This is a genomic window from Rhizobium sp. BK591 (assembly GCF_014195045.1).
In the GTDB taxonomy this organism is placed as follows: domain Bacteria; phylum Pseudomonadota; class Alphaproteobacteria; order Rhizobiales; family Rhizobiaceae; genus Rhizobium; species Rhizobium anhuiense.
In genome coordinates, this window is record NZ_JACIAZ010000009.1 from 150088 (window position 1) to 173634 (window position 23547).

The 23547-nt window shown below is 61.5% G+C and carries 23 protein-coding genes; 20 read left to right on the forward strand and 3 right to left on the reverse strand.

Annotated elements, in window-relative coordinates; all coding sequences use genetic code 11:
- Positions 1-5: 5 nt before the first annotated feature.
- The gene (gene oiaX, locus FHX10_RS31145; protein WP_063474077.1) at positions 6-1262 is read right to left on the reverse strand and encodes a 3-oxo-isoapionate-4-phosphate decarboxylase OiaX; all 1257 of its coding nucleotides are present in this window, start codon (positions 1260-1262) and stop codon (positions 6-8) included.
- Between the two features lie 177 nt (positions 1263-1439).
- On the opposite strand from oiaX, the gene FHX10_RS31150 reads away from it, so the two are divergent.
- The 7 genes from FHX10_RS31150 to FHX10_RS31180 all read left to right on the forward strand — a co-directional run bounded on the left by FHX10_RS31150 (position 1440) and on the right by FHX10_RS31180 (position 7695).
- Positions 1440-2144, forward strand: coding sequence for a transcriptional regulator NanR (locus FHX10_RS31150; RefSeq protein WP_028756917.1), 705 nt, complete (start codon positions 1440-1442; stop codon positions 2142-2144).
- A gap of 197 nt (positions 2145-2341) precedes the next feature.
- On the forward strand, positions 2342-2662 hold the full coding sequence (locus tag FHX10_RS31155; protein WP_047616774.1) for a hypothetical protein: 321 nt from the start codon (positions 2342-2344) through the stop codon (positions 2660-2662).
- 188 nt (positions 2663-2850) lie between these two features.
- A complete protein-coding gene (locus tag FHX10_RS31160) occupies positions 2851-3609 on the forward strand; it encodes a FadR/GntR family transcriptional regulator (protein WP_063474078.1) in 759 nt (252 codons plus the stop codon).
- A 21-nt stretch (positions 3610-3630) separates the two neighbouring features.
- A complete protein-coding gene (locus FHX10_RS31165; protein ID WP_028756915.1) occupies positions 3631-4605 on the forward strand; it encodes a sialic acid TRAP transporter substrate-binding protein SiaP in 975 nt (324 codons plus the stop codon).
- 62 nt (positions 4606-4667) lie between these two features.
- Positions 4668-5240: a TRAP transporter small permease gene (locus FHX10_RS31170; RefSeq protein ID WP_028756914.1), complete on the forward strand. Its 573-nt coding sequence runs from the start codon at positions 4668-4670 to the stop codon at positions 5238-5240.
- Positions 5241-5244: 4 nt separating this feature from the next.
- A complete protein-coding gene (locus tag FHX10_RS31175) occupies positions 5245-6651 on the forward strand; it encodes a TRAP transporter large permease (protein WP_028756913.1) in 1407 nt (468 codons plus the stop codon).
- A gap of 9 nt (positions 6652-6660) precedes the next feature.
- Positions 6661-7695, forward strand: a complete 1035-nt coding sequence (locus FHX10_RS31180; protein ID WP_028756912.1) for an L-idonate 5-dehydrogenase — start codon at positions 6661-6663, stop codon at positions 7693-7695.
- A gap of 57 nt (positions 7696-7752) precedes the next feature.
- On the opposite strand, the gene FHX10_RS31185 is transcribed toward FHX10_RS31180, so the two are convergent.
- Entirely contained in the window at positions 7753-8655 is a 903-nt protein-coding gene (locus FHX10_RS31185) for a LysR substrate-binding domain-containing protein (RefSeq protein ID WP_028756911.1), read from the reverse strand.
- Between the two features lie 143 nt (positions 8656-8798).
- Here FHX10_RS31185 and FHX10_RS31190 point away from each other — a divergent pair, with 143 nt between their 5' ends.
- The 10 genes from FHX10_RS31190 (at position 8799) to FHX10_RS31235 (ending at position 18862) form a co-directional block, all read left to right on the forward strand.
- The gene (locus FHX10_RS31190) at positions 8799-9560 is read left to right on the forward strand and encodes an SDR family NAD(P)-dependent oxidoreductase (RefSeq protein ID WP_028756910.1); all 762 of its coding nucleotides are present in this window, start codon (positions 8799-8801) and stop codon (positions 9558-9560) included.
- 44 nt (positions 9561-9604) lie between these two features.
- Positions 9605-10444 carry a transketolase gene (locus FHX10_RS31195; RefSeq protein WP_028756909.1) on the forward strand — a complete coding sequence of 280 codons (840 nt, stop codon included), beginning with the start codon at positions 9605-9607 and terminating at the stop codon, positions 10442-10444.
- The gene (locus FHX10_RS31200; RefSeq protein ID WP_063474079.1) at positions 10441-11478 is read left to right on the forward strand and encodes a transketolase family protein; all 1038 of its coding nucleotides are present in this window, start codon (positions 10441-10443) and stop codon (positions 11476-11478) included. The genes FHX10_RS31195 and FHX10_RS31200 overlap by 4 nt, the downstream gene beginning before the upstream one ends.
- A 65-nt stretch (positions 11479-11543) precedes the next feature.
- Entirely contained in the window at positions 11544-12548 is a 1005-nt protein-coding gene (locus FHX10_RS31205) for a TRAP transporter substrate-binding protein (RefSeq protein ID WP_028756907.1), read from the forward strand.
- A gap of 29 nt (positions 12549-12577) precedes the next feature.
- A complete protein-coding gene (locus tag FHX10_RS31210) occupies positions 12578-13108 on the forward strand; it encodes a TRAP transporter small permease (protein ID WP_028756906.1) in 531 nt (176 codons plus the stop codon).
- Positions 13105-14364 (forward strand): TRAP transporter large permease subunit, encoded by a 1260-nt coding sequence (locus FHX10_RS31215; RefSeq protein WP_028756905.1) that lies wholly within the window; start codon positions 13105-13107, stop codon positions 14362-14364. Before FHX10_RS31210 ends, FHX10_RS31215 begins: the two co-directional genes overlap by 4 nt.
- Positions 14365-14374: 10 nt before the next feature.
- A complete protein-coding gene (locus tag FHX10_RS31220; protein ID WP_047616781.1) occupies positions 14375-15865 on the forward strand; it encodes an ATP-binding cassette domain-containing protein in 1491 nt (496 codons plus the stop codon).
- Positions 15862-16875 carry an ABC transporter permease gene (locus FHX10_RS31225; RefSeq protein ID WP_063474080.1) on the forward strand — a complete coding sequence of 338 codons (1014 nt, stop codon included), beginning with the start codon at positions 15862-15864 and terminating at the stop codon, positions 16873-16875. Before FHX10_RS31220 ends, FHX10_RS31225 begins: the two co-directional genes overlap by 4 nt.
- 66 nt (positions 16876-16941) lie before the next feature.
- A complete protein-coding gene (locus FHX10_RS31230) occupies positions 16942-17904 on the forward strand; it encodes a substrate-binding domain-containing protein (RefSeq protein WP_409527194.1) in 963 nt (320 codons plus the stop codon).
- 64 nt (positions 17905-17968) lie between these two features.
- The gene (locus FHX10_RS31235) at positions 17969-18862 is read left to right on the forward strand and encodes an amidohydrolase family protein (protein ID WP_047616785.1); all 894 of its coding nucleotides are present in this window, start codon (positions 17969-17971) and stop codon (positions 18860-18862) included.
- 76 nt (positions 18863-18938) lie between these two features.
- Here the strand turns inward: FHX10_RS31235 and FHX10_RS31240 are convergent, their stop codons facing one another.
- A complete protein-coding gene (locus FHX10_RS31240; RefSeq protein ID WP_097543348.1) occupies positions 18939-19946 on the reverse strand; it encodes a helix-turn-helix transcriptional regulator in 1008 nt (335 codons plus the stop codon).
- 381 nt (positions 19947-20327) lie between these two features.
- Between FHX10_RS31240 and FHX10_RS31245 the strand changes: the two genes are divergently transcribed.
- From FHX10_RS31245 to FHX10_RS31255, 3 genes are all read left to right on the forward strand, one after another.
- On the forward strand, positions 20328-20975 hold the full coding sequence (locus FHX10_RS31245; protein WP_176707342.1) for a GntR family transcriptional regulator: 648 nt from the start codon (positions 20328-20330) through the stop codon (positions 20973-20975).
- A 134-nt stretch (positions 20976-21109) separates the two neighbouring features.
- Complete coding sequence (locus tag FHX10_RS31250) at positions 21110-21997, forward strand: dihydrodipicolinate synthase family protein (RefSeq protein WP_097595387.1); 888 nt, start codon at positions 21110-21112, stop codon at positions 21995-21997.
- A 1-nt stretch (position 21998) separates the two neighbouring features.
- Complete coding sequence (locus FHX10_RS31255) at positions 21999-23345, forward strand: NAD(P)/FAD-dependent oxidoreductase (RefSeq protein WP_097543350.1); 1347 nt, start codon at positions 21999-22001, stop codon at positions 23343-23345.
- Positions 23346-23547: the final 202 nt, after the last annotated feature.

Sequence of the window (23547 nt, forward strand, 5' to 3'; positions counted from 1 at the left end):
CGCAATCACGCGCCCTTGCCGTCGCTGAATTTTGCAATCGAGGCGGCAAGCTCCGGATGTTCCCTCGCATAGATCTCCAGCGGTATGCCGGCGACGGCTGCCTGCCACGCCTGCTGCACGGCCCGAACGCCGGACGCCGGACCATGGGGGTGACTGACGATGCCGCCGCCGCAGAGATAGAGAAGATCGACGGTGCGGCCGGTCCGCTGGTAGGTCTCCGGTGCCTGTCCGCCCCACTGGCCGGAGCCGGCAACCGGAAGCGGGCAATCGGCGGCATCAAACAGCGGCGCGCTGACGGCCTTGAAGGACGAGACGAAGCTGTCGTCCGGCTCCCAATATTTGACCCTGATGCCGTTGATCTGGAACTGATCGACCCCCAACAGCCGCCAGAATTGCTGGTAGACCTTGAAATCCATGCCGGCGCCCGGATCGCGGGTCAGCACGTCCCAGCCGTTTCGATGCGCATGCAGCACCAGATTGGAGCGCTTGCGCAGAAAGCTCATGCCGCCGAAGCCGATCGAGTTGATGTTGACGACGGCGCAGTTGCCGCCGGCCGCAGCGACGATGTCGTGATTGCGCATCATCTCGTCGGGGTCGGCATGCGAGATGCCGAAGGCATACATCACCTTCTTGCCGCTCTTTTGTTCGTGATCGAGAATGCGCGGCATGATCGCCGCGACGCGATCCTTGAGCGGCGAATAGGCCGGGCTCGTCAGCTTCTCGTCGTCTTTGATGAAGTCGACACCCGATGCGATCAGTTCGCCGACGAGCGCGGCCGTCTCCTGGGGTCTCAGCCCGAGCGCCGGCTTGACGATCGTTCCGATGATGGGGCGACCTTCGACGCCGGTGAGGCGGCGACTTCCCGGGATGCCGAACTGCGGTCCTGGATGCGCGCTTCTGAAGGCGTCTGGCAGCTTCATGTCGACGATGCGGATGCCGGTCATGCCCTTGATGGAGTAGACGCCGCCGATTGCAATGGTCATCAAAGCCGAGAGGTCGGTCCCGATCGCCTCGAGGGGAAAGGCGATGTCGATATCGGCGCGATGGAGCAGCGTGCCGGGGGCGACCTCGGGCCAAGTCGGATGACGTGCATCTTCGAGCGGGCGGATCGCCAGGACGCGGGCGGCGACCCGCGACTTCAGCTCTTCGGTTTCACCGGGAACGGGCACGAAGGTTCCGGTCGACTGGTCGCTCGCGATCTTGTCCGCCATCGCCTCGACGCTTCCGGGCGTCTCGATGCGGTAGGTCAGGGTAATCATCATGAAACGGACGGTTGCTCCTCTCGCCACGCAGATTGTCATGGCGTCAACTTGTGATCTGGTATAATGAGTATTCCAACTAATGAAAAGCAGAATTTTCGGATGCGCAAATTTTCGTCGACAGCTTTGTTCTCGACATGGAAACTGCTAGGAGGAAACATTTTGAGCCAGCGAGATGTGATGACCCAGCCCCTCGAACAAATCGTCCGCCGCAAACTCTCTGACGAAGTGTTTGATCGACTTGAGCGAATGATCACCTCGGGCGAGCTTCAGCCTGGCGACGAAATGCCATCTGAACGCGTGTTGATGGAACGCTTCGGCGTCGGCCGGCCGGCGATCAGGGAGGCCATGCAGTCGCTTGCCAGCAAGGGTCTTGTCAGCATTTCGCACGGCGAGCGGGCGAAGGTTCTCAGGCTGACGGCGAAATCGATATTCCGCCAGGTTGATCTCACCGCCAAGATCATGCTGTCGCAATCGGCGGATTCGCTGGAGCATCTCAAAAGTGCCCGCATCTTCTTCGAACGAGGCATGGCGCGCGAGGCCGCGCAGCGCGCCTCTGCCAGCGATATCGCTGATCTCAGGAACATCATCGAACGTCAGCGCATGTCGCTTGGGCGGGCGGAAGAGTTCATTGACGCGGACATGGAATTCCACACCCGCATCGCCCAGATCTCAGGCAATCCGATCTACGTCGCCGTCAGCGAAGCGATGCTTGCCTGGCTGAAGGAATATCATACCGAGATGCTGATCTGGACCGGCAAGGAAAAATTCACGCTGGTCGAACACGACGAGATTGTCGACCGCCTTGAAGCAAACGACGTGGATGGCTCGGAAACGACCCTCCTCAAGCATCTCGAGCGCTCGCGTGCGCTTTACGCGAAGTAACCTTCACGAACGCGGTCGCCGCTGGCCGGCACGCCTGGCCATCACTCACTTCCTGACTCTGTCTCACCCTCGCCCTTGATCCTTGGTCGCGACCGGGCTCCAGAGCTTATGGGATGTTTGTAAGCAGGAAATGCGGAACAATGAGCTGTGGGCGAGGTTCTGCCTGATCACGCAAAGATCCCAAGGAGGACATCAGGATGCGTATGAAACTCATAGCAGCTTCGCTTGTCGCCATCGGCATGGCCACGTCTGCTTTCGCACAGTCCAATCCGGCACCAGCCGGCGCCACGATCGATAAAAACCAGGCCGATCAAGGTGGCGGTGCAAGCGGCGATATGAAGGCCAAAAAGCCGATGGTGACCGATACCACCACGACCGGCTCCACGACCACCGGCACTATGAAAACCAACAGGCCCAAGTGCCCCAATCCGGTCAACAACTCCGACAATCTTCAGACGCAGGGCGGTACGAGCAACGCCACGCCGATGGATGAGGCCTGCGCCGCGCATAACAACTGATTATTCCTTTCGCAAAGAACCCCGCTTCGGCGGGGTTTTTTGTATGCCTGCTCGGCCTATGCCGTGAACTCTCCTTTTGAGTTTATGCGGCGGATTGACGCACAACTCCAGTGGTGATATCTATGCCGAATTGGTCAGGCCAATTGACCAGCTGCGCGCTTGAGGAGAAGCCGCCGGAGGAGGCCACGATGTTTTCGCCTGTTGAATCCCGCCGTCTTTATCGGCAGGTCGCGGATCAGATTCGCTTGATGATCGCGAGCGGCGAGCTCGCCGTCGGTCAGCGGCTGCCGGCGGAGCGCGACCTGGCGGAGCAATTGTCGGTCTCACGTCCGACCGTCCGCGAAGCGCTGATCGTCCTGGAGGTCGAAGGCTTCGTCAATATTCGCATGGGATCCGGCATCTATGTCGTGCGCCAGCATGCCGCGACCGTCACTGGCGCCGAGCGGGAACCGGTGGAAGGGCCTTTCGAGCTGCTGCAGGCGCGCGCCCTCATCGAATGCGCCATTGCCGAAGAAGCCGCAGGCCGCGCCAAGCCGGCGGATATCGCTCTGCTCGATGAAACGCTGCTGCGGATGAGCGGCGTGGTCAATGATGCGAGCGCGGTGCTTTCTGCCGATCGCGCCTTCCACACCGGCATTGCCGCCATCGTCGGCAATGCGACATTGATCCGCGTGACGGGCGAAATGTTCGACATGCGCATGACCCCTTACTTCGCGAGGCTCGCGAGCCATTTCGAGGGGCCGGGAACGTGGCGCAGCGCCGTGGACGAGCATCGGGCCATTCGCGACGCCATCGCCGCCGGCGATGCGGCGGGCGCCAAGGCGGCCATGCGCGCCCATCTCACCATGTCGCAGAAGAGGTTTTCCGAGAGTTTCGGGGAGGAGCTTTCGGGAGAGGAGGAGCGCGGCCGCAGCAAAGGCCCCGCGAAAGGAACGACCAAGATTTAACCGAGCTCGGAGGAGAGAGCGATGAAGAAGAGACTGGCAACGATACTTTGCACCGCAGCGGCGATCATGGCGAGCAGCGCGATTGCGCATGCCCAGACAGTGCTGAAATGGGCGCATGTCTATGAAACGTCCGAGCCCTTCCACACCGATTCCGTGTGGGCTGCGGAAGAGATCAACAAGCGAACCGACGGGCGTTATAAGATCGAGGTCTACCCGGCCTCGCAGCTCGGCAAGGAAGCCGACATCAACCAGGGCCTCAAGCTCGGGACGGTCGACATCATCATCTCGGGATCGAGCTTTGCGGCACGCGACTACAAGCCGATCGGCGTAACCTACTTCCCCTATATCTTCCGCGGTCCCGATCACCTGATCGCCTATACCAAGAGCGATGTCTTCAAGCGTCTTGCCAAAGGCTATGAAGACAAGACCGGCAACCACATCGCCGCCGTCAGCTATTACGGCACGCGCCATACGACTTCAAACAAGCCGATTGCCAAATGCGCCGATATGGCGGGCTTGAAGATCCGCGTGCCTGATGTTCCGGCCTATCTCGCCATGCCGCGCGCCTGCGGCGCCAACACCACGCCGATCGCCTTTGCCGAAGTCTATCTCGCTCTGCAGAACGGCACGGTCGAGGCGCAGGAAAACCCGCTGACGACGATCGAGGCGAAGAAGTTCTACGAAGTCCAGAAGAACATCATCCTCACCGGCCACATCGTCGATCACCTCAACACCGTGGTCTCGAAGACGCGGTGGGCGAGCCTTTCCGACGAGGACAAGAAGATCTTCGGCGAGGTCATGCAGGAGGCCGCCGAGCGCACGAGCAAGACGATCGCCGGCAAGGAAAACAGCCTTATCGCGACCTTCAAGGAAAAGGGCCTGAATGTCGCTGAGGTCGACAAGACCGATTTCGAAAAAACCGTGATGGAAAAGGTCAAGTTCGAAGATTTCGGTTACGAGAAGGCCGATTGGGAAGCAATCCGCGCGATCCAGTAAGACTCGCGGCGCGGCGCCGTAAGGCGCCGCGTTCCTTCATTCCGACTGGAACAAGGCCGATCATGTCGCAAGAAATCCATACGCAAATCACGGCCGAAGAAATCGGTCACGAGTTCGAAGGGCACGCGCCGACTGCAAACATCTCGGACTATGCCATTGAAGACTGGATCACGCTGATCGTCTTCTGGCTGATGGCGGGTTGCGTCTTCCTTCAGTTCTTCACGCGTTATGTGCTGAACGACAGCTACGCATGGACCGAGGAAATCGCCATCAACTGCCTGATCGGCGTCGTCTTTCTGGGTTCCGTCATGTGCGTGCGCACCTCGCGGCATATCCAGGTCGATGTGTTCTATCACTATATGCCTGCGGGCCTGGCGCGCGTGCTTGCCACCTTCGTCGATATCGTCCGCATCGGCTTTTTCGCCTATGGCTGCCACCTGATGTGGCGCTACGTCGATATCGTCGCCGACGAGCAGATGGTCACCATCGACCTGCCGCGCAACATCGTCTTCTACAGCGTTCTCATCGCCTTCGTGCTGATGTTGATCCGCGCGGTCATCGTCTTCATCGCCAACATCCGCCGCGGCTACTCCGTTCTGGAGCGCCCCGAAGAATTCCAGACCATCGAGGATTGATCCGATGCTACTGCTTCTTGGCTCGTTTCTGGTGCTGATGCTGGTCGGGGTGCCCGTTGCCATCTCGATGGCCGTCGCATCGGTGCTTTACATCGTCCTCTACGGCATCGCACCCGACATCATCGTCGCCCAGCGCATGATCGCCGGTGTTGAAAGCTTCCCGCTGCTCGCTGTCCCGTTCTTCATCCTTGCGGGCAACCTGATGAACTCGGCGGGCGTCACCGGCCGCATCTATTCCTTCGCCGTCGCTCTCGTCGGCTGGATGAAAGGTGGTCTCGCGCAGGTCAACATCATCGGTTCCGTGATCTTCTCCGGCATGTCCGGCACTGCGCTCGCCGATGCGGCGGGGATCGGCACGATCGAGATCAAGGCGATGAAGGATCATGGCTATCCGGTCGAGGCCGCAGTTGGCGTGACGGCGGCTTCGGCGACGCTCGGCCCGATCTTCCCGCCGTCGCTGCCTTTCGTGATCTACGGCATGATGGCGAACGTCTCGATCGGCGCTCTTTTCATGGCGGGCATCCTGCCCGGCATCGTCATGACGCTGCTGATGATGATCACTGTCGCCGCTTTTGCCTATTGGAAGCGGTGGGGCTCCGACGCGCCGTTCGATGTGAAGCAGCTGCTGTCGGCGGGGATGGAAATCGTCGTCGTCCTGGCGGTGCCGTTGGCCATCTATCTGCTGATGCGGGCGGGCGTATCGATGAATGTTGCGGCGGGCATTGCCCTTGCTCTGCTTCTCGCCCTCGACTGGTATTTCCGCTTTTCCGCCGTCATGGCGCTGATGACGCCCGTCATCCTGATCGGCGGCATGACGATGGGCTGGTTCACGCCGACGGAGGCCGCCGTCGCAGCCGTCCTTTGGTCTTTGTTCCTCGGTCTGGTGCGCTACCGTACGATGACACCCTCGACGCTCGCCAAGGCAAGCTTCGATACGATCGAGACGACGGCTTCCGTTCTCTTCATCGTCACTGCGGCATCGGTCTTTGCGTGGCTGCTGACGGTGAGCCAGGCGGCCCAGCTGCTGTCCGATGCGATCCTGTCGATCACCGACAACAAATGGGTTTTCCTGATCCTGGTGAACCTCTTGATGCTCTTCGTCGGCTGCTTCCTGGACACGATCGCGGCCATCACCATCCTCGTGCCGATCCTTCTGCCGATCGTCCTGAAATTCGGGATCGATCCCGTCCAGTTCGGTCTCATCATGACGTTGAACCTGATGATCGGTCTGCTGCATCCGCCGCTCGGCATGGTGCTTTTCGTGCTGTCGAGGGTCGCGAAACTATCCGTCGAACGCACGACCATGGCGATCTTGCCCTGGCTGGTGCCGCTCTTCCTGGCGCTGATCCTGATCACCTTCGTCCCGGCCATATCGCTGTGGCTGCCGCAGCAGCTTGGACTGCTGAGATAGGAGCGGAAGATGCGGACACGTGTGGCTCGGCTCTACCAAAAGGGCGATCTCAGAATCGAGACCGCCGCGGTTGCAGCTCTCGGTCCCGGCGAGGTGCTCCTCAAAATGGCGGCCGCAGGCATCTGCGGTTCCGACCTGCACTACTATCAGGACGGCGGCTTCGGGCCGGTCAGGGTTCGCGAGCCGATCATCCCGGGCCACGAGGCAGCGGGAACAGTGAGCCAAGCAGCCGAAGGCGTCGATCTGAAAGCCGGTACGCTGGTGGCGGTCAATCCCAGCCAACCTTGCGGACATTGCGAATATTGCCACAAGGCAATGCCGATCCACTGCCTGGAAATGCGCTTCATGGGCAGCGCAATGCGCCTGCCGCATGAGCAGGGCATGTTCCGGGAATGGCTGGTGGTGCCGGCCAGGCAGTGCTTTGCGGTCGGAGTTGCGACAACTGCCGCAGAGGCGGCCTGTAGCGAGCCGCTCTCCGTCTGCCTGCACGCCGCATCGCGTGCAGGAGATATCGCCGGCAAACGTGTCCTGATCACCGGAGCCGGCCCGATCGGCGCCCTGATGGTTGCCGTCGCCTGTTATCATGGTGCGAGCGAGGTTGTGGTCACCGATCTCGCGGATGCGGCGCTCACCAGGGCCAAGGCGATGGGCGCCAGCCGCACGTACAATGTTGCCAAGGATGCCCAGGCGCTTGCCGGATTCGAGGCGGGAAAGGGCTATTTCGATCTCGTCTTCGAATGCTCGGCCGCCGCCCCGGCAATCCGCAGCGCGATTGCCACCATCAGGCCGCGCGGAACGATCGTGCAGGTCGGCGTCTCGGGAGACGTCCCGATCCCTCTCAACGCCATCGTCGGCAAGGAGCTTCAACTCCACGGAACCCAGCGTTTCCACGAGGAATTTGCAACCGCCGTCGATCTGATCTCCAGCCGCAAGATCGATGTCCGGCCGATCATCAGCCACAGCCTGCCGCTCGAACAAGCCACCGCAGCCTTCATCCTCGCCGGCGACCGCGCGTCCGCCTGCAAGGTGCAGCTCACCTTTTAAGCGCGGCACGGCGTCCGTCGCGGACGACGATCTCGATCGAAGCCGAGCCGCCGAACCTCACAAGGTTGTTGCGGCAGCGGTCGAACGGTGCATGTTCTGTATGAGCCAATCTGCGAAAATTCGGGCCAGTCGCCGCTGCGTGCCGGTCTTCGGATAGGCAAGGTAATGTCCTATGTACCTGTTGTCGCGGGACCCTGCCGAAAAGGGCCGCACGAGCTTTCCACTTTCGAGCTCGCGAGCGGCGAGGATGTTGGATTCGAGCGCCACGCCCAGGCTGTTCACGGCAGCGTCCAGGGCAAGAAAGCTTCTGTCGAAACTCATCGCGGGCGGTGGCGGAGAGCCGATCTGATTGGCTTCGAACCAGTCGATCCACTGTATCCTTTTCAGGTCGCTTCTGATCAGGGGATGGCGCAGCAGGTCGCGCGGAGACTTGAGGCGCTGCGCTACCTCCGGTGAGCACATTGGAAAGACAAGCTCCTCACCCAACGGGATCACGATGAGATCGTCGCGGTTTTGCGGCTCGCCATAGACGATGTCCGCGTCGAACAGATTGTCGACGAAACGGGCATAGTTCGTACTGGCGGCCACCCTTACTTCGATGCCGGGATTCTCCTTGAGAAAGCCCGGCAGACGCGGCGAAAGGACTTGTGCGGCGAAGCTCGGCGCACAGTGCAGTCGCAGGAGTTGAGCCTTTTTGGATGAAATGAGTTCAACACCGCGCCGCAGCTCTTCGAAGGCGTTCGACGCGTGCAGCAGCAGCGTCTGACCTGCAAGCGTCAGTGCAATGCTTCTTGTGTTGCGTTCGAAAAGACTCGCCCCCAGATCGCTTTCCAACCGCACGATAGCATGGCTGACAGCGCTCGGAGACAGGTTCAGCTCCTCTGCCGCACGGCGAAACGAACCGAGCCTGGCGGCTGCTTCGAATATTCGCATGGCGGAAAGCGAGATCGTATTGAGCATGCGATTAGTGAAACAGATTCACCTACTGATGTAAACTTGGCGTTTGATGACTCCTCTCCGTTCGGCCAGAACTATGGCCGTCGCAGTGACGATCGCTGCGGGGAAGAGAACCGGACGCCGGGAGAGCGTCAGGAGGAGATCATATGCTTTTGGAAGGAAAGACCGCGGTCATTTCGGGCGCGGCAAGCAGGCGCGGTATCGGCCGTGCAACCGCGCAGCTTTTCGCCGAACACGGGGCCAGAGTGGCAATCCTCGACATCGACGCTGGCGCAGCCAAGGAAGCTGCCGCCACCCTGCCGACCGTTGCCGGCGGTGACCACATCGGTCTGCGTTGCGATGTGGCCGACAAGGCGTCCTGCCAGGCTTCCGCCGACGCGGTGGTTGCAACGTTCGGACGCGTCGATGCTCTGATCAACAATGCCGGTATAACGCAGCCTGTCGCGACGCTGGAAATTTCCGAAGCGGATTGGCATCGCATCGTCGCGGTGAACATGACCGGCGTACTCTTTCTCAGCCAGGCCTTCATTCCGCAGATGCGCGACCAAGGCGGCGGCTCGATTGCATGCATGTCTTCCGTTTCGGCCCAACGCGGCGGCGGGATTTTTGGTGGGCCACATTATTCGGCGGCCAAGGCCGGTGTTCTCGGGCTCGCGAAGGCAATGGCTCGCGAATTCGGCCCTGCGGGCATCCGCGTGAACTCTGTCACACCGGGACTGATCCAGACCGATATCACCGGCGGAAAGCTTACTGACCAGATGCGGGTTGATATCATCAAGGGCATTCCTTTGAGCCGGCTCGGTGAAGCGAGCGACGTCGCCAACATCTATCTGTTCCTGGCATCCGACCTGTCCGCCTATGTCACCGGCGCCGTGATCGACGTCAATGGCGGCATGCTGATCCACTGATCCGCGAATGGAATTCCGGTGTCTTTGAAAGGCGTTTTTCAAGAATGAGCCAGATTGGTCATAACATCAGCCTTACCGAGCGCGCGCGACGAATTCGCCGCAACGCCCTGCGGATGGGCGAAGTCCAAGGCCAGGGTTACATCGCCCAAGCCCTCGGCGTGGCTGATGTGCTCGCCGTTGCCTACTTCCACGCCACAAACTACCGGTCGGAGGACCCGGAATGGGAGGGCCGCGACAGGTTCCTGCTTTCGATCGGACATTACGCGATCGCGCTCTATGCCGCCCTTATCGAGGCGAAGATTATCCCCGAGGACGAATTGGAGACATACGGCACCGACGAAAGCAGGCTGCCGATGTCTGGAATGGCCGCCTACACGCCGGGCATGGAAATCACCGGCGGCTCTCTTGGGCACGGGCTCGGCATCGCCGTCGGCATGTGCCTCGCCCTCAAACGCAAGAAGTCGCAATCCTTCGTATACAACCTCTTTTCCGACGGCGAGCTCGACGAAGGCTCGACCTGGGAGGCGGCGATGTCGGCCGGCTCTTACAAGCTCGACAACCTTATCGGGATCGTCGACGTCAACCAGATGCAGGCGGACGGCCCTTCGCTCGGCGTCCTGAATTTCGAGCCGCTCGCTCCGAAGTTCGAAGCCTTCGGTTGGTTCGTCCAACGGATCGACGGCAACGATATCAGCGCGCTGGTCAAGGCATTCGACGCCGCGCGCACTCACGCCGGGCCGGAGCCGCGCATCATCATATGCGACACGAAAATGGCGAAAGGTGTCCCGTTCCTCGAGGCTCGCGAGCGCAATCACTTCCTCCGGGTAGAGGCAGACGAGTGGGCCGAGGCAATCAGGATCATCGATGCGGGAGTTGAAGCATGAGGCGCTCGAAATACATACGCCCGACTCATCTTTCGCAGGCAAGCGACCGGCCGCGGCTGACGACCTCGGCGATGATCGCCTCGATCGCGAGCGCCGACCAGCCGACGAAGCCGGCTCCATTTGGAAAGACGCTGGCGGCGCTCGCGGAAAAGGATGAGCGGATCGTCGGCATGTCGGCGGACCTCGCAAAATACACCGATCTTCATGTCTTCCGAGCGGCGCATCCCGACCGCTTCTACCAGATGGGAATGGCCGAACAGCTGCTGATGATGTCGGCCGCGGGCATGGCGCGTGAAGGCTTTCAGCCATGGGTCACGACCTATGCGGTCTTCGCTTCCCGGCGCGCATATGACTTCATCTGCCTGGCGATCGCCGAGGAGATGCTCGACGTCAAGATCGTCTGCGCATTGCCTGGCTTGACCACGGGCTACGGGCCAAGCCATCAAGCCACCGAAGACATCGCCATGTTCCGCGGCATGCCGAACCTGACGATCATCGACCCCTGCGACGCGCTCGAGATCGAGCAGGCGGTGCCGGCGATCTCCGCCTACAAGGGGCCCGTCTATATGCGGCTCCTGCGCGGCAACGTTCCCCTCGTGCTGGACGAATATGATTACAAGTTCGAACTCGGAAAGGCGAAACTCCTGCGGGATGGCCGCGACACCCTGATCATATCGTCGGGGCTGATGACGATGCGCGCCCTCGAGGCGGCAAAGGAGCTTCGCAAGGACGGCGTCGACGCGGCGGTGCTTCACGTGCCGACCATCAAGCCTTTGGACGAGGAAGCCATTCTGACGGAGTGCCGCAAGAGCGGCCGCCTGGTCGTCGTGGCGGAGAACCACACTGTCATCGGGGGCCTAGGAGAGGCCGTGGCGGGCACGCTGCTGCGTGCCGGCGTCGCGCCTGCCGCATTCCGGCAGATCGCATTGCCGGACCAATTCCTGGAGGCCGGCGCGCTGCCGACGCTCCACGACCAATACGGTCTGGCGACCAGTCGCGTGACGTCGTCGATCAAGTCCTGGCTGGGAACATAGGGACGGGACTCGGTTCTTTCAGGAGGAGAGCCGAGTTCTGATGGGAGCACATAATGGAGGAGAAGATGAGCTTGCAGACCAACAGACGCAGATTTCTGGTAGCGACGGCGGCAGCCCTGGCTGCCCCCGCACTTCTTACGACCGTGCGTCCGGCGCAGGCAGGCACGGCACTGACATTGGGTCACGGCGCTGCTCCAGGCAATCCCCGGACAGTCGCCGCCGCCAAATTCGCCGAGCTCGTGGCTCAGAAGACCGACGGCCGTGTGAAGATCAACGTCGCGGGTGCTGAGACGCTCGGCAGCGACTCGGCGATGCTTACCAGCCTGCGCACCGGTGCACTGGATTTTACCGCAAACAGCCAGGGCGCCACCTCGGCAATCGTGCCGGAGCTTGCCGCGCTTGGTCTGCCGTTTCTTTTCGGCGATACCGAGAAAGCGATCCAAGTTCTCGGCGGTCCGGTCGGTGAGGATCTGAACAAGCGTTTCGAAGCCGTCGGCGTCGTACCGTTGGACTGGTGGGACAACGGAATTCGCCACCTGACGAATTCCAAACGCAAGGTCGCCGCCCCGAACGATCTCGCCGGCCTGAAGATACGCACGCCCGCGGATCCGATGACGATCGACATCTTCCAAGCTCTTGGAGCCGGCACGGAACAGATCGCGTTCGGCGAGTTGTATATCGCCCTGCAGCAAGGCGTGGTCGACGGACAGGAAAACCCGCTCGCCAACATCGAGAGCTCGAAGCTCCACGAGGTCAACAGGTTCATCAGCCTGACGGCACATAAGTGGGAGTCGACGCCCTTCCTGATGTCGAAGATCGCCGAGGCCCGGCTCGGCGCCGACCTCGACGCCGTCAAGGCGGCGGCGAAGGAGGCGGGAGCGCTGCAGCGGACGCTGTCGAATGAGAAGGCGTCCGAAGTTCTCGGCGCCTTCAGGAAGAACACGGCGATCGAAGTCGTGGACGTGGATCGGGAAGCCTTCGTGAAGGCGACCGCCGCTGTCGCCGAGAGCTGGAAGAAAAAGCCCTTCGGCGATTTCGTCAGCAAGGTTGAAGCGGAGGCAAAGGCCTGACCGGCCTTTGCCATGACGCGGAGTCATCTATGGAAAACGTGCTGAAGGCCGTCGACACGACGGCCGGCGCCATCGTTGCGCTGTCCCGTTTCATCATCATTGCCAGCGGCATTGCGCTGACCGTGGTGACGACTGCCAATGTGCTTGCCCGCTACACGCTGCAGAGCGGCGGCTTCTCTTTCGCCCAGGAACTGCCGCTGCTGATCTTCCCGCTCTTCATCCTGGCGGGAATCGTCATCGCCGCGCAGGCGGGTGGACACATGGCGGTCGAGTGGCTGTACGACCAGCTTGAGGGGCGCTCGCGGATCGCCGCCTTCGTGATCGCGAACGCCATCAGCGTGGCAGCCTTCCTCGTGCTCGGCTATCAGGCCGTCGTGGTCGCCGAGATCGCAGGCGTCGAGCACAGCCCGGTCCTGCAGCTGCCCAACAGTATCGGATATTACGCGCTCGCTATCGGTGCGCTTCTGGTGTCGATCGTGACCGTTTCGGCAACGCTACGTGTCTTGCGCCTCGGCTGGGGGCACCGGACGGTGATCGGATCCGGGGAGATGCCGCTATGACCCTTGTCATGATCATCTCCTTCTGCGTTCTCATGGTGCTGGCCGTTCCGGTCGGCTATGCCCTGATCATCGCGGCCGGCCTTGGAGTGCTGTTCAACGGCTACGTCCCTTTGTCGGTGGTGGCGCAACAGGTCTACGACCAGACGCAATCCTTTCCGATGCTTGCGCTGCCGTTCTTCATGCTCGCTGGAACCCTGATGCTCGGCGGCGAGCTCGGCCGCCAGCTTCTCGAACTGGCGTCCCGCGCCATGCAGCGCTGGCGCGGCGGGCCACTTTCGACCACCGTCGTCTCCTCCGTCGTCTTCGGTGGGGTGTCCGGTTCGGCGGTGGCCAATGCGAGCGCTCTCGGATCCGTCCTCATTCCCTGGCAGAAGCGCCAAGGCTTTCCGCCGGCCCTTTGCGCGGCCAACAACGCAACCTCCGCGGTCATCGACGTCCTCATCCCACCGTCGATCCCGATGATCCTTTATGCCCTGATCAGCGGCGTCAGCATCGGCGACCTGTTCATCTCCGGAATCCTGCCCGGGTTGATCATGGCGCTCAGCTTCATTTTCGTCTGCTGGTTCATTTCCGTGCGGCGGGGTTACGAAGCGCAGGCCGTCAAGGTTCGGAAGCGGGACCTGGCCAAGCTTGCCGTTCAGAGCTTCCCGGCGGTCGTCCTACCCATTCTGATTGTTGTCCTCCTGCGTTTCGGTTTTGCAACGCCGACGGAGGTCTCGGTCCTTTCAGTGGTCTACTCGCTGCTGCTCAGCCTGCTGTTCTACCGGGACCTCACCTGGAAGCGCTTCTGCGACAACATGGTGGAAGCCGGGGTCGCGACCGGCGTGGTCATGCTCGTCATCATGGGAAGTGCGGCCGTCGGCTGGGTGCTGACCTTCGACCAGGCGCCGCAGCAGATGGCCGAGTGGGTGGCGACCCACATTTCCAGTCCCGTCGTCATCATCCTGATGATGAACATTCTGATGCTGATCGTCGGGATGCCTTTGGACATGCCGCCTGCCATACTGCTGCTGGGGCCGATCTTCGTGCCCCTTGCCGATGCGATCGGTCTCGACCGGGTGCAACTCGGCCTGATGATGGTGATCAATCTCGGCATCGGGCTCTACACCCCGCCCATCGGCACGACGCTCTTTATCTCGTCGTCGATCGCCAAGGCGCCGCTTGGGGCGACGACCAGCGAGCTGTGGCCGTATTTCGGGATGGCGATGCTGCTGCTGCTCGCCGTCAGCTTCATCCCGGCTCTGACGATCTACTGAGGGCGGGATCATGGTCGAGACGCGAAATCCGGTTGTCAGCGTCAAGGGACTGACGAAGTCGTATGGGGCGACGTCGGTTCTCAAGGGCGTCGACTTCTCCGTGGCGCGTGGCGAGATCCACGCGCTGCTCGGGGGAAACGGTGCCGGCAAGTCGACGATGATCCGCATCATCACGGGGTCGGCCTCGAAAGGGGACGGCGACATTAGCTTCTTCGATCCGAGTGGGGCGCCGCGCACCGATGCCGAGGGCCGCGCCAGGGTAGCGGTCGTCCATCAGGAGCTTGCCCTTCTTCCCCACCTTAGCGTCGCTGAAAACATCACCTTACCGCACTACCGCAGGGGTTTCGCGGCGGTGAAAAAAAGGCTGTCGATCGAGAAGGCGTTCGAAGCTTTGGCGATGATCGATCCGGAGTTCGCAGCCAGATCCCTGCACCGGCTCGTGGAAGACCTCAGCCTTCACGAAGGCCAGATGGTCGAGATTGCCCGAGCGCTTTCGTCAGGCGCCGAACTCATTCTTCTCGACGAGCCGACGGCGAACTTGACGGCCGCGGAGACGAGCCGCTTGTTTTCCGTGCTCCGCCGTTTGACCCGCGAGACAGGGCTGTCCGTCGTCTTCGTGTCGCACCGGATGAAGGAAATCCGTCAGATCGCGGACGTCTGCACGATCATCCGCGATGGCCGCACCATCGTCGACCGCTTGGCGCTTTCCGAACTTTCCGATGTCGCGATCATCGAGAAGATGGGGCAGGTCGCTGCGTCGCATTCTGCGTCGAGCGCGGCCGTGGACCGGAACGGAATGAAGGGAGAGCCGCTGTCGATCCGGGAGGCCGATCTCGAGATCACGCTTTCTCCCGGGACGATCCTTGGAGTGGCGGGCGCGCCCGCCGGTCCCGCGACGCTGATCTCGGCCCTGGTCGGAGCCGCTCAGGCGAAGCGTTGGACGGTGTCGCGCGCGGGTTGGCCAGAGCGCTTCGCCTCTCCTAGGAGGGCGGCTGCGGCCGGCGCCGGTTTTGTCACTGGCGACCGGACCCACAAGGGTATTCTTCACAGCCTTCCGATCATCGACAACGTGCTGGCGTCGCGCCGGGTTGTCCGGGGTGCCACGTTCATCTCAGGTCGCGAACGCCTGGAATGCGTGGACTTGCTGCAGGCTCTCAGTGTGAAAGCCGCCTCGATCTGGGATCTACCCGCAACGCTGAGCGGCGGTACCCAGCAGAAGTTGCTTCTGGCACGGTGGCTCGGCTTGCCGTCGAGCCTGCTTGTGCTCGAAGAGCCGACGCGAGGTGTCGATATCCGCACCAAGAAGGAAATCTACCAGCTTATCCGGCAGATGGCGTCGACGGGAACGATCATCGTGTGGTGGTCGACCGAGAATGCCGAGCTCCTCGAAGTATGCGACCGGATCGTTGCATTCGACACCGAGGGTTGCGCTTCCGGCATCATCGAACGACAGGACATGAGCGAGGACAGGCTCGCAGAACTGACAGGAATGGCGACATGATTCCAACATCGACAGAAGAGGCACGCGCAGTGGAGCCGTCTCCACAGGCCACCAGAAATCGCGACAGTCTCCTCAGTGCATACCGGACGGAAATCGCGATCGCAGTGGCAATGGTCATCCTAGGTCTTGCCGTCGGGTCGCAGGTTCCCCAGGCGCTGAGCTGGGGGAATTTTTCGAACATCACCCAGGCGGGTGCGCCGCTGATCATCATGTCGCTCGGTGTCCTCCTGGTGGTCATAACCGGTGGCATCGATCTGTCCGTCGGCTCGGTCTTTTCGCTGACCGGCATGGTGACGGCGCAGGTCATGGCAAGCGGCTTCGGCGGGATCACCTCCAGCCTCGCCGGTCTCGCCGTCGGACTCCTCTTCGGCTCCATCAACGGCTTCCTGGTCACGGTCGCGGGCCTTGCGCCGTTCGTGGTCACCCTGATCACCTTCGCCGTCGCGGGGTCGCTCGCCTTCATCGTCACCAATGGCCGCTCCATGCCGATCCCGGATCCCGATTACTGGCTGCTCAATGCCGGCAGCATCGTGCCTGGCATGCCGAACTACATCCTGTTCTGTGTCGTCCTGCTGGTCGCCATCGAGATCTTCCTGAAGAAGGTCGTCGCCGGGCGCTGGTTCTACGCCGTGGGCAGCAGCGCTGCGGCCGCCTATCTGCTGGGCATCCCGGTCAAACGCACAAAGTTCTTCGCCTATGTCGCTTCGTCCCTTCTGTCGTCCTTTTCGGGACTGCTGACGATTTCCTATATCCTGAACGCGGAATCGACGGCCGGCGCCAGTCTGATGCTTCAGGCGATCGCGGCCGTGGTGATCGGCGGGGCGAGCCTTCTCGGCGGCACGGGAACCGCGGTCGGCGCCGTCCTCGGCGCACTGATGATCACGGTGATCCAGAACGGCGTCAATCTCATCGGCATCAACAGTTTCTGGCAGGGCTCCGTCACCGGCCTTGCCATCCTGATCGCGGTCCTCATCGACCGCTTCGGCAAGGCCCGGCGCAGTGCGGGCTGACAACCAGCAGCCGGTTGTATACCGGCTCAATGAGGAGGAGGGAAAGACATGAAATCAATATCTGAAATGAGCCGCACCCTGGTGTTCGGTCTGGTCGCCGTCGGCATCGGACTGGCGGGTTCTGTCCACGCGCAGGATAAGAAGACCGTCGCCTATCTCGCGCCGTCGCTTGATATCTCCTATTGGCAGTGGGTCGGTTATGGCGTGAAGGAGAAGGCCAAGGAGCTCGGGATGGACTACGTCGAGTACACGTCCGAGAACTCCCCGGCCAAGCAGATGGACAATGCGCGCACCGCCGTCACCAAGGGCGTCAGCGCGGTCGTCATCGGCCCGGTGAGCTCGACCAGCACGCCGCCGCTGCTCGCCTATCTGAAGTCCCAGAACATTCCCGTTTCGTTTGCCGGTATCGGGCCTCAGCCCGGCCAGACCGACTACACCTCTGCAGTCACGGCGAACAACTATGAGACCGGCAAGGCGCAGGGCAGCTTCGTGTGCAAGCTTGCAAAGGAGCGAGGGGGAAACCAGGTGGGAGTGCTGTCGCTGCCGCAGGACCGAGAGAATGCTCAGAAGTACCTGAAAGGTGCCGAGGAGTCCTTCAAGGCCGACGGTTGCGAACTTGCGCAGATGCTGGAAACCCGCGGCCTGACGGTCAATGAGGCCGTCACGCAGGCGAACGATATGCTGACGGCCCATCCCGACATCAAGGCGATCTACGGCATGTATGACGAGGCCGGGACGGGTGCTGCGAAGGTTCTTCAAACCCGCGGACAGACCGGCAAGGTCGGCATCGCCGTCGCCGACGGGAGTCCGACCACGATCGCGCTGCTGAAGTCCAACGCCATCCAGGGCATCTTCTTCCAGGAAGCGGTGGGGCAGGGCATCGACGGGACCCAGCAGGTCTACAACGCGCTGACCGGTGCACCGGTATCCAAGGACCTTGCGCTGGTCATGCCGCTTGTGACGGCCGACAAGGTGGACTCTCCGGAAGCCAAGGCCGTCATCGCGCGCGTCTTCCCGCCGAGCAACTGACCAGACGGAGTGCCGCCCCGGCGGCACTCCTGCGCCAATCTCCAGCGACCATGGAAACGAACGAATGGACGACCTTCCCATCATCGATCCCCACTTCCATCTGTGGGACCTGAAAAACAACTACTATCCATGGCTGTCCGACGGTGTGAAGCCCTCGGCCTTCGGCGACTATACGGCAATCAACCAGACTTATCTGATCGGCGACTATCTCGCCGACGCCAAGAACCAGAACCTCGTGAAAGCGGTGCATCTCGACGTCGGCTACGACCCCAGGGATCCGGCTGGTGAAACGCGCTGGCTTCAGGGCGTTGCGGACCAACACGGCTTTCCCCATGGCATTGTCGGATATGCGGACCTGCGCAAACCCGACGTTGGCAGGCTGCTCGACGAGCACATGCAGTTTGCCAATTTCCGAGGCATTCGACAGTCGATGAACTTCCACGACGATCCCGCCAAGACCTATTTGACCGTGCCGGAAGTAAGCCGCACCCCGGAATGGCGGCGAGGATTCAAGGAACTGGCACGACGGGAACTCAGCTTCGATCTGCAGCTTTACTATTGGCAGATGGAGGAGTTCCTCGAACTTGCCCGCGACTTTCCTGATGTTCAGATCATCCTCAATCACACAGGCATGCAGGTAGACGGACCTGATCACTTCGAGGGCTGGCGGAAGGGGATGAAGGCCTTGTCTCAGGCGCCGAACATCGCATGCAAGATCTCTGGACTTGGGATGGGGGACTGGACCTGGACGACCAGCTCGATCCGACCCTATGTGGAGGAGGCGATCACTTTGTTCGGAACAGATCGATGCATGTTCGCGTCGAACTTTCCGGTCGACAAGCTGTTTTCAAGCTATGACAGGATCTGGAATGCGTTCAAGGAAATCACAAGGACTTATACGGAAGGGGAGCGCCGCGCTGTCTTTCACGACAATGCTGCGCGCTTTTATCGGATCTGAATTCAGCCCGAGAGCGCACTTCGCGATCCTGCTCATTCGTCCTTGAAGTCTCGTGCCGTCTTGCGGCTCTAAGGTCTCAGAGGCCTGACATGCGCTCACCATTGGATCGCCTTCTCGTTTCCGATGGTGTTTCCCCGAAAGCGGTCCTGTAGCTGGCAGCAAATCGGCCGAAATGAAAGAAACCCCATTTCAGGCATATGTCCCGCAGCAATTGTCGGTTGGAAGGGTCGAGAAGATCTTCTCGGGCCGCTCGCAAGCGCATCGCGCGCAAGTAGGCTGACGGGGTCGTTCCCTTGAACGTACGAAACCCTCCCTCAAGCGCACGAATGGAGACGCCTGAAGCCTCGGCTACATTCTGCATGGTAATGGGCTCGCCGACGTTCGCATGCATGAATTCAACGGCGCAGCGTATATGCCGCGGCGCGGGCAAATGCACTTTCCTCTCGAGCAGATGTGAGAACCGATGCGGGATAGAGCGCAAGACCAGATTGGCAAAGGCTTGGGTCAGGTGCGACACGGCAATCGGAGAATGAATGAGCGGCCCGTTGTTCCGCACCCCGTTGATGATCGTTTGAGCCAGTCCTCTGACGAGTTGGCCGGCCGGCGTCGAAAGATCGATGGTCGGCGCCAACCGCAATGTCCCGATCAGCGGCGTCTCCAATATTGCGGCGGCGGTCTGCGCAATCACTTTCCAATCCAGGCGAAGCACGTCGGACTGATGCGGCGTTCCCCGGACGGAAAAGCGGTCGGCCTCGCGATTATTCACCAACAGCAAGCGCCCAGCTGTTCCTTCGATGACGGTCCGGCCAAGCGCCAAATCGATAGCTCCGGAGCGCACAAGGATGACCGACAGCCATTCCGCCGTTTCGGGGGCCGCTTTTACGCTCCATTCGTACGAATATTGGCCACTGACAAGGGATAGCGTGCCATCGGTCCAGAAGCCCGTCTTCCAGCTGATAGCCTGCTCCCGACCGGTACGCCATGCATCAAAGGGACCGAAGCTCCCGGTGAAGGCTTCGACCATATATTCGAACGTCGAACCCTCAAAGCTCGGTGAAAAATCTACTGGCGTATTCTCTGGCATTCGAAATCAGTGGCCGATCAAATAATGAGCAAATGCAGAAAGAAACGGCATGGATTTGTCCCGGCCGTCTTCCGGGAGTTCGAGAGGCAAAATTTGTGCCGCGGACGCCAAGCTATCGGCGCGGCTGTCTGACCCACTCTTGCGCATCGCCGTGAGCTGCCGAATCTGAAGAAAATCGTCGGCTTAGCCTCCACCACGGCGTCAGCAATCCTTCCTGACCTGAAACTGCTCTATCGCCCACCCGGGCAGGTGGATTCGATGTGGAAGTCTCACGCTCCATCCTTGACGTCTATCAAATGTCTACATAATGTCTTCTAAAAATATGAGGTAGCGATTTTGGATACTGAAGTCAATCCCGACCGCAAAGCCAAGCTTGGCCTTATGCTCCGCAGACGCATCCTGACGATGGAACTGCAGCCGGGGGCGGTGCTGGACGAAGTGGCGCTGAGTGAAGAGTTCGGGCTGTCCCGTCCGCCAGTTCGCGAGCTGATGCGCCAGATGGCCGGCGAAGGTTACATCGAGCTGGAAGCCAACCGCGCAGCGCGGGTCAGCTCCATGAGCTACCAGTCGCTGCGCGACTTCTTCCTTCTTGCGCCGATGATCTATATCACCGCCAACAGGCTGGCGGCCGAGAACGGAACTCGCGGGCAGCTCGACGTGCTGAAGCAGGTTCAGCGGTCATTTCGCAAGGCCGTCGACCACTGCGATGTCGAGGGACGCGTCTTCCACAACGACCAGTTCCACCGCCAGATCGGCGAGATGGCGCACAACGTCTATCTGGTTCCAAGCCTTCGGCGTCTGCAGATCGATCATGCGCGCATCGGCAAGGTCTTCTACAAGCACCCGAACACGCCGCGCATGCAGGAAGAGCTCGAGCTCGCCGCGCAACAGCATGACGAGATGATCGAAGCTATCGAGAAACGGGATGTCGATGCATGCGGAGAACTGGCGCGGCTTCACCTCGAACTTTCACGACGAAACATGGCCATGTACGCGGCCCCGGAGGGTCTGGAAACGCCGACCCTTTAAGGCCTGGCGTTTCGAAGAACACATCGAACCACTGCTGGCGGGACAACGGGCGAACGTCTGAGCAAGCAGGAATACACCCAGATCAAGACCATCTGGCTCAACCTTTCGGCAGCCTAACGCGGGACACCAAACGAATGTCTGACTTCCAGTTTCCAGGCCTGAATCTTGCTATCGCCACGCCGTTCGACGATGCCGGACGCATCGACTACGCAAGGCTCGAAGACAATGTCGAGCGTTACCTAGCCGCAGGCGTCAGAAGTTTTCTGTTCAGTTCCGGCACCGGCATGCATGTCTACCTTTCCAAGGAGGAATCCGAGGAACTGATCCGGCGCGGAGCCCGGATCGTCAACGGACGGGCGAAGGTGATCGCACAGACCTCCGCACTTCTGGTGGAAGACGTCGTCGAGCGCACTGTCCGGGCGCGAGACGCCGGCGCCGAGGGCGTCATGGTGCTTCCGCCCTTCTTCGAAGGGCCGACCGACGACCAGGGCATCCTCGATTTTTACAGCGAGGTCGCGAAGGCCGGTCTTCCGGTGATCGGCTATAACGTTCCCCAGGCGGTCGGCGTCGCCGTCACGCCCGAACTTCTGGACAAGCTGAGCGAAATCCCCGGCTTCTGTGCCGTCAAGGACAGCGGCGGAGATCTTGCCAAGCAGGCCGCGCTTATCCGCACCGGCCGCTTCGTCATGAACGGCGCCGACCCGCTCGTTCCCTATGCACTCTATGCCGGATGCGATGGCCTGATCTGGGGTGGGGCGAACTTCGCTCCGAAAACCTGCGTCGCCCTCGTCGAGGCTGCCGCCGGGCACAAGTGGGAGGAGGTTCGCGCGCTCTGGAAAATCCTGGAGCCGTCGATGGGGCTGATCTGGGAAGGCGATTACGTGCAATCCGTCTATGCGGCGGCGGATCTGGTGGGCTATGGCGCCGGCGCGCCGCGCAAGCCGCTGCGCGCGCTTGCCCCGGAAAAGCTTCCGGCCATCCGGCGCTCCCTCGAGACGCTCATGGAGCGGGAAGCGATCTGACGTGACCCAGGCCGGAAAGAACGTCTTCGTCGCATCCAGGCTTCCGAAACGCGCAGGCGTTTCGGGCTGGGTGGCCACGCTTGCGCCGCGCACGCCGCGGCCTGTGTTGAACGGACCGGTCGTTGCCGACGTTGCGATTATCGGCGGTGGTTTCGCCGGTCTTTCCGCGGCCCGGCGCATCTCCCGGCTGGATCCGAGCGTGCGGGTCGCCATCCTGGAAGCGGGTGTCGTCGGCGAGGGGCCGGCGGGCGCGAATTCTGGTTTCATCATCGACCTGCCGCACGAAGTCGCGTCAGACGATTTCAGCGGAGAGTCGGAGGCGAGGTTCAGGCAGTCTGTCCTCATACAGCGCTCGGCCATCGCTCTGGCGAGCGAGATGGCCGCGGAAAACGGCTGGGGCAAAGAAGTGTTCGATCCCTGTGGCCGATACAGCGTCGCCATCAGCGCGGAAGGCGACAGACATCTCGAGGACTATGCGCAACAGCTCACGAAAATGGGCGAAGCCCACCGGCTCCTGAACGGCAGGGAGATCGCGGCGGTGACGGGGTCGCCGGTCTATACCTCAGGTCTGTTCATGCCGGGTACGATCATCGTGCAGCCCGCCGCCTACATACGCGCTGTCGCCGACTGCCTGAAGGAGCCGGTCGCCCTTTACGAGCGGACGCCGGCACTCTCGTTCGAGCGCCTCGGCACGGGATGGCTCGTCAAGACGCCGCAGGGGTCGGTGCAGGCGGCAAAGATCATCATGGCGAACAATGGACATGCCGAAAGCTTCGGCTTCTTCCGCGGGCGCCTGCTCCACGTCTTCACCTACGCCTCCCTCACCGAGGAGTTCGACCCCTCGCGCCTCGATGGAGAGCGGAAGTGGGCCGCCACTCCGGCCCTGCCGATGGGAACAACCGTCCGTCGCATCGGCACGGCCGGCGGCGATCGAATCCTGGTGCGCTCCCGTTACAGCTACAATCCGGGCATCGAAATCAGCGACGCCGCGATCCGGCGGGCCGGCCGCCTGCACGACGGCAAATTCTCCAAACGTTTTCCCATGCTCAGCGGCGTCGGGATGCAGTATCGCTGGGCCGGCGCGATGGCGCTCACCCGCAATCATGTTCCGGCATTCGGTGAGATCGAGCCCGGCGTGTTCGCTGCATGCGGCTGCAACGGCCTTGGAGCGTCGAACTCGACGGCCTCAGGGATCGCAGCTGCCGAACTGGCGCTCGGTCACAGTTCCGAACTCGGCCGTATCTATGCGCGCCTGGCTGCTCCGACGGCATTGCCGCCGCAGCCCTTCACGACGATCGGAGCCAAAATGCATCTCGCCTATCGCGAGTGGAGTGCCGGACCCGAGTGATGCAAGCGATCTCCAATCTGCGCCAGCGGCACAGTTGACGACACGGCGAGGCCGACCATCTGGCGGCCTCGCTCCGTTTTATGACGCGCCGCTACATCCGTCAGCGAATGCCGCCATCGATCTCGAAATTTCGCCTCGGCAAAGAGAGCCCGCGCCGCGGCGAGGGGCGACGGCATCGATATGGCCGATGGCCTGTCCGGCG

Excerpts from the sequence above, each read along its gene's own strand:
- FHX10_RS31235 (WP_047616785.1), top strand. The coding sequence starts at position 17,969 with ATGGACGACCTTCCCATCATCGATCCCCACTTCCATCTGTGGGACCTG.
- FHX10_RS31225 (WP_063474080.1), top strand. The coding sequence starts at position 15,862 with ATGATTCCAACATCGACAGAAGAGGCACGCGCAGTGGAGCCGTCTCCA.
- FHX10_RS31170 (WP_028756914.1), top strand. The coding sequence starts at position 4,668 with ATGTCGCAAGAAATCCATACGCAAATCACGGCCGAAGAAATCGGTCAC.
- FHX10_RS31185 (WP_028756911.1), bottom strand. The coding sequence starts at position 8,655 with ATGCTCAATACGATCTCGCTTTCCGCCATGCGAATATTCGAAGCAGCC.
- FHX10_RS31245 (WP_176707342.1), top strand. The coding sequence starts at position 20,328 with ATGCTCCGCAGACGCATCCTGACGATGGAACTGCAGCCGGGGGCGGTG.
- FHX10_RS31210 (WP_028756906.1), top strand. The coding sequence starts at position 12,578 with ATGGAAAACGTGCTGAAGGCCGTCGACACGACGGCCGGCGCCATCGTT.
- FHX10_RS31215 (WP_028756905.1), top strand. The coding sequence starts at position 13,105 with ATGACCCTTGTCATGATCATCTCCTTCTGCGTTCTCATGGTGCTGGCC.
- FHX10_RS31165 (WP_028756915.1), top strand. The coding sequence starts at position 3,631 with ATGAAGAAGAGACTGGCAACGATACTTTGCACCGCAGCGGCGATCATG.
- FHX10_RS31220 (WP_047616781.1), top strand. The coding sequence starts at position 14,375 with ATGGTCGAGACGCGAAATCCGGTTGTCAGCGTCAAGGGACTGACGAAG.
- FHX10_RS31190 (WP_028756910.1), top strand. The coding sequence starts at position 8,799 with ATGCTTTTGGAAGGAAAGACCGCGGTCATTTCGGGCGCGGCAAGCAGG.
- FHX10_RS31195 (WP_028756909.1), top strand. The coding sequence starts at position 9,605 with ATGAGCCAGATTGGTCATAACATCAGCCTTACCGAGCGCGCGCGACGA.
- FHX10_RS31250 (WP_097595387.1), top strand. The coding sequence starts at position 21,110 with ATGTCTGACTTCCAGTTTCCAGGCCTGAATCTTGCTATCGCCACGCCG.
- FHX10_RS31160 (WP_063474078.1), top strand. The coding sequence starts at position 2,851 with ATGTTTTCGCCTGTTGAATCCCGCCGTCTTTATCGGCAGGTCGCGGAT.
- FHX10_RS31150 (WP_028756917.1), top strand. The coding sequence starts at position 1,440 with ATGACCCAGCCCCTCGAACAAATCGTCCGCCGCAAACTCTCTGACGAA.
- FHX10_RS31205 (WP_028756907.1), top strand. The coding sequence starts at position 11,544 with ATGAGCTTGCAGACCAACAGACGCAGATTTCTGGTAGCGACGGCGGCA.
- FHX10_RS31230 (WP_409527194.1), top strand. The coding sequence starts at position 16,942 with ATGAGCCGCACCCTGGTGTTCGGTCTGGTCGCCGTCGGCATCGGACTG.
- FHX10_RS31240 (WP_097543348.1), bottom strand. The coding sequence starts at position 19,946 with ATGCCAGAGAATACGCCAGTAGATTTTTCACCGAGCTTTGAGGGTTCG.
- oiaX (WP_063474077.1), bottom strand. The coding sequence starts at position 1,262 with ATGATGATTACCCTGACCTACCGCATCGAGACGCCCGGAAGCGTCGAG.
- FHX10_RS31175 (WP_028756913.1), top strand. The coding sequence starts at position 5,245 with ATGCTACTGCTTCTTGGCTCGTTTCTGGTGCTGATGCTGGTCGGGGTG.
- FHX10_RS31200 (WP_063474079.1), top strand. The coding sequence starts at position 10,441 with ATGAGGCGCTCGAAATACATACGCCCGACTCATCTTTCGCAGGCAAGC.
- FHX10_RS31180 (WP_028756912.1), top strand. The coding sequence starts at position 6,661 with ATGCGGACACGTGTGGCTCGGCTCTACCAAAAGGGCGATCTCAGAATC.
- FHX10_RS31155 (WP_047616774.1), top strand. The coding sequence starts at position 2,342 with ATGCGTATGAAACTCATAGCAGCTTCGCTTGTCGCCATCGGCATGGCC.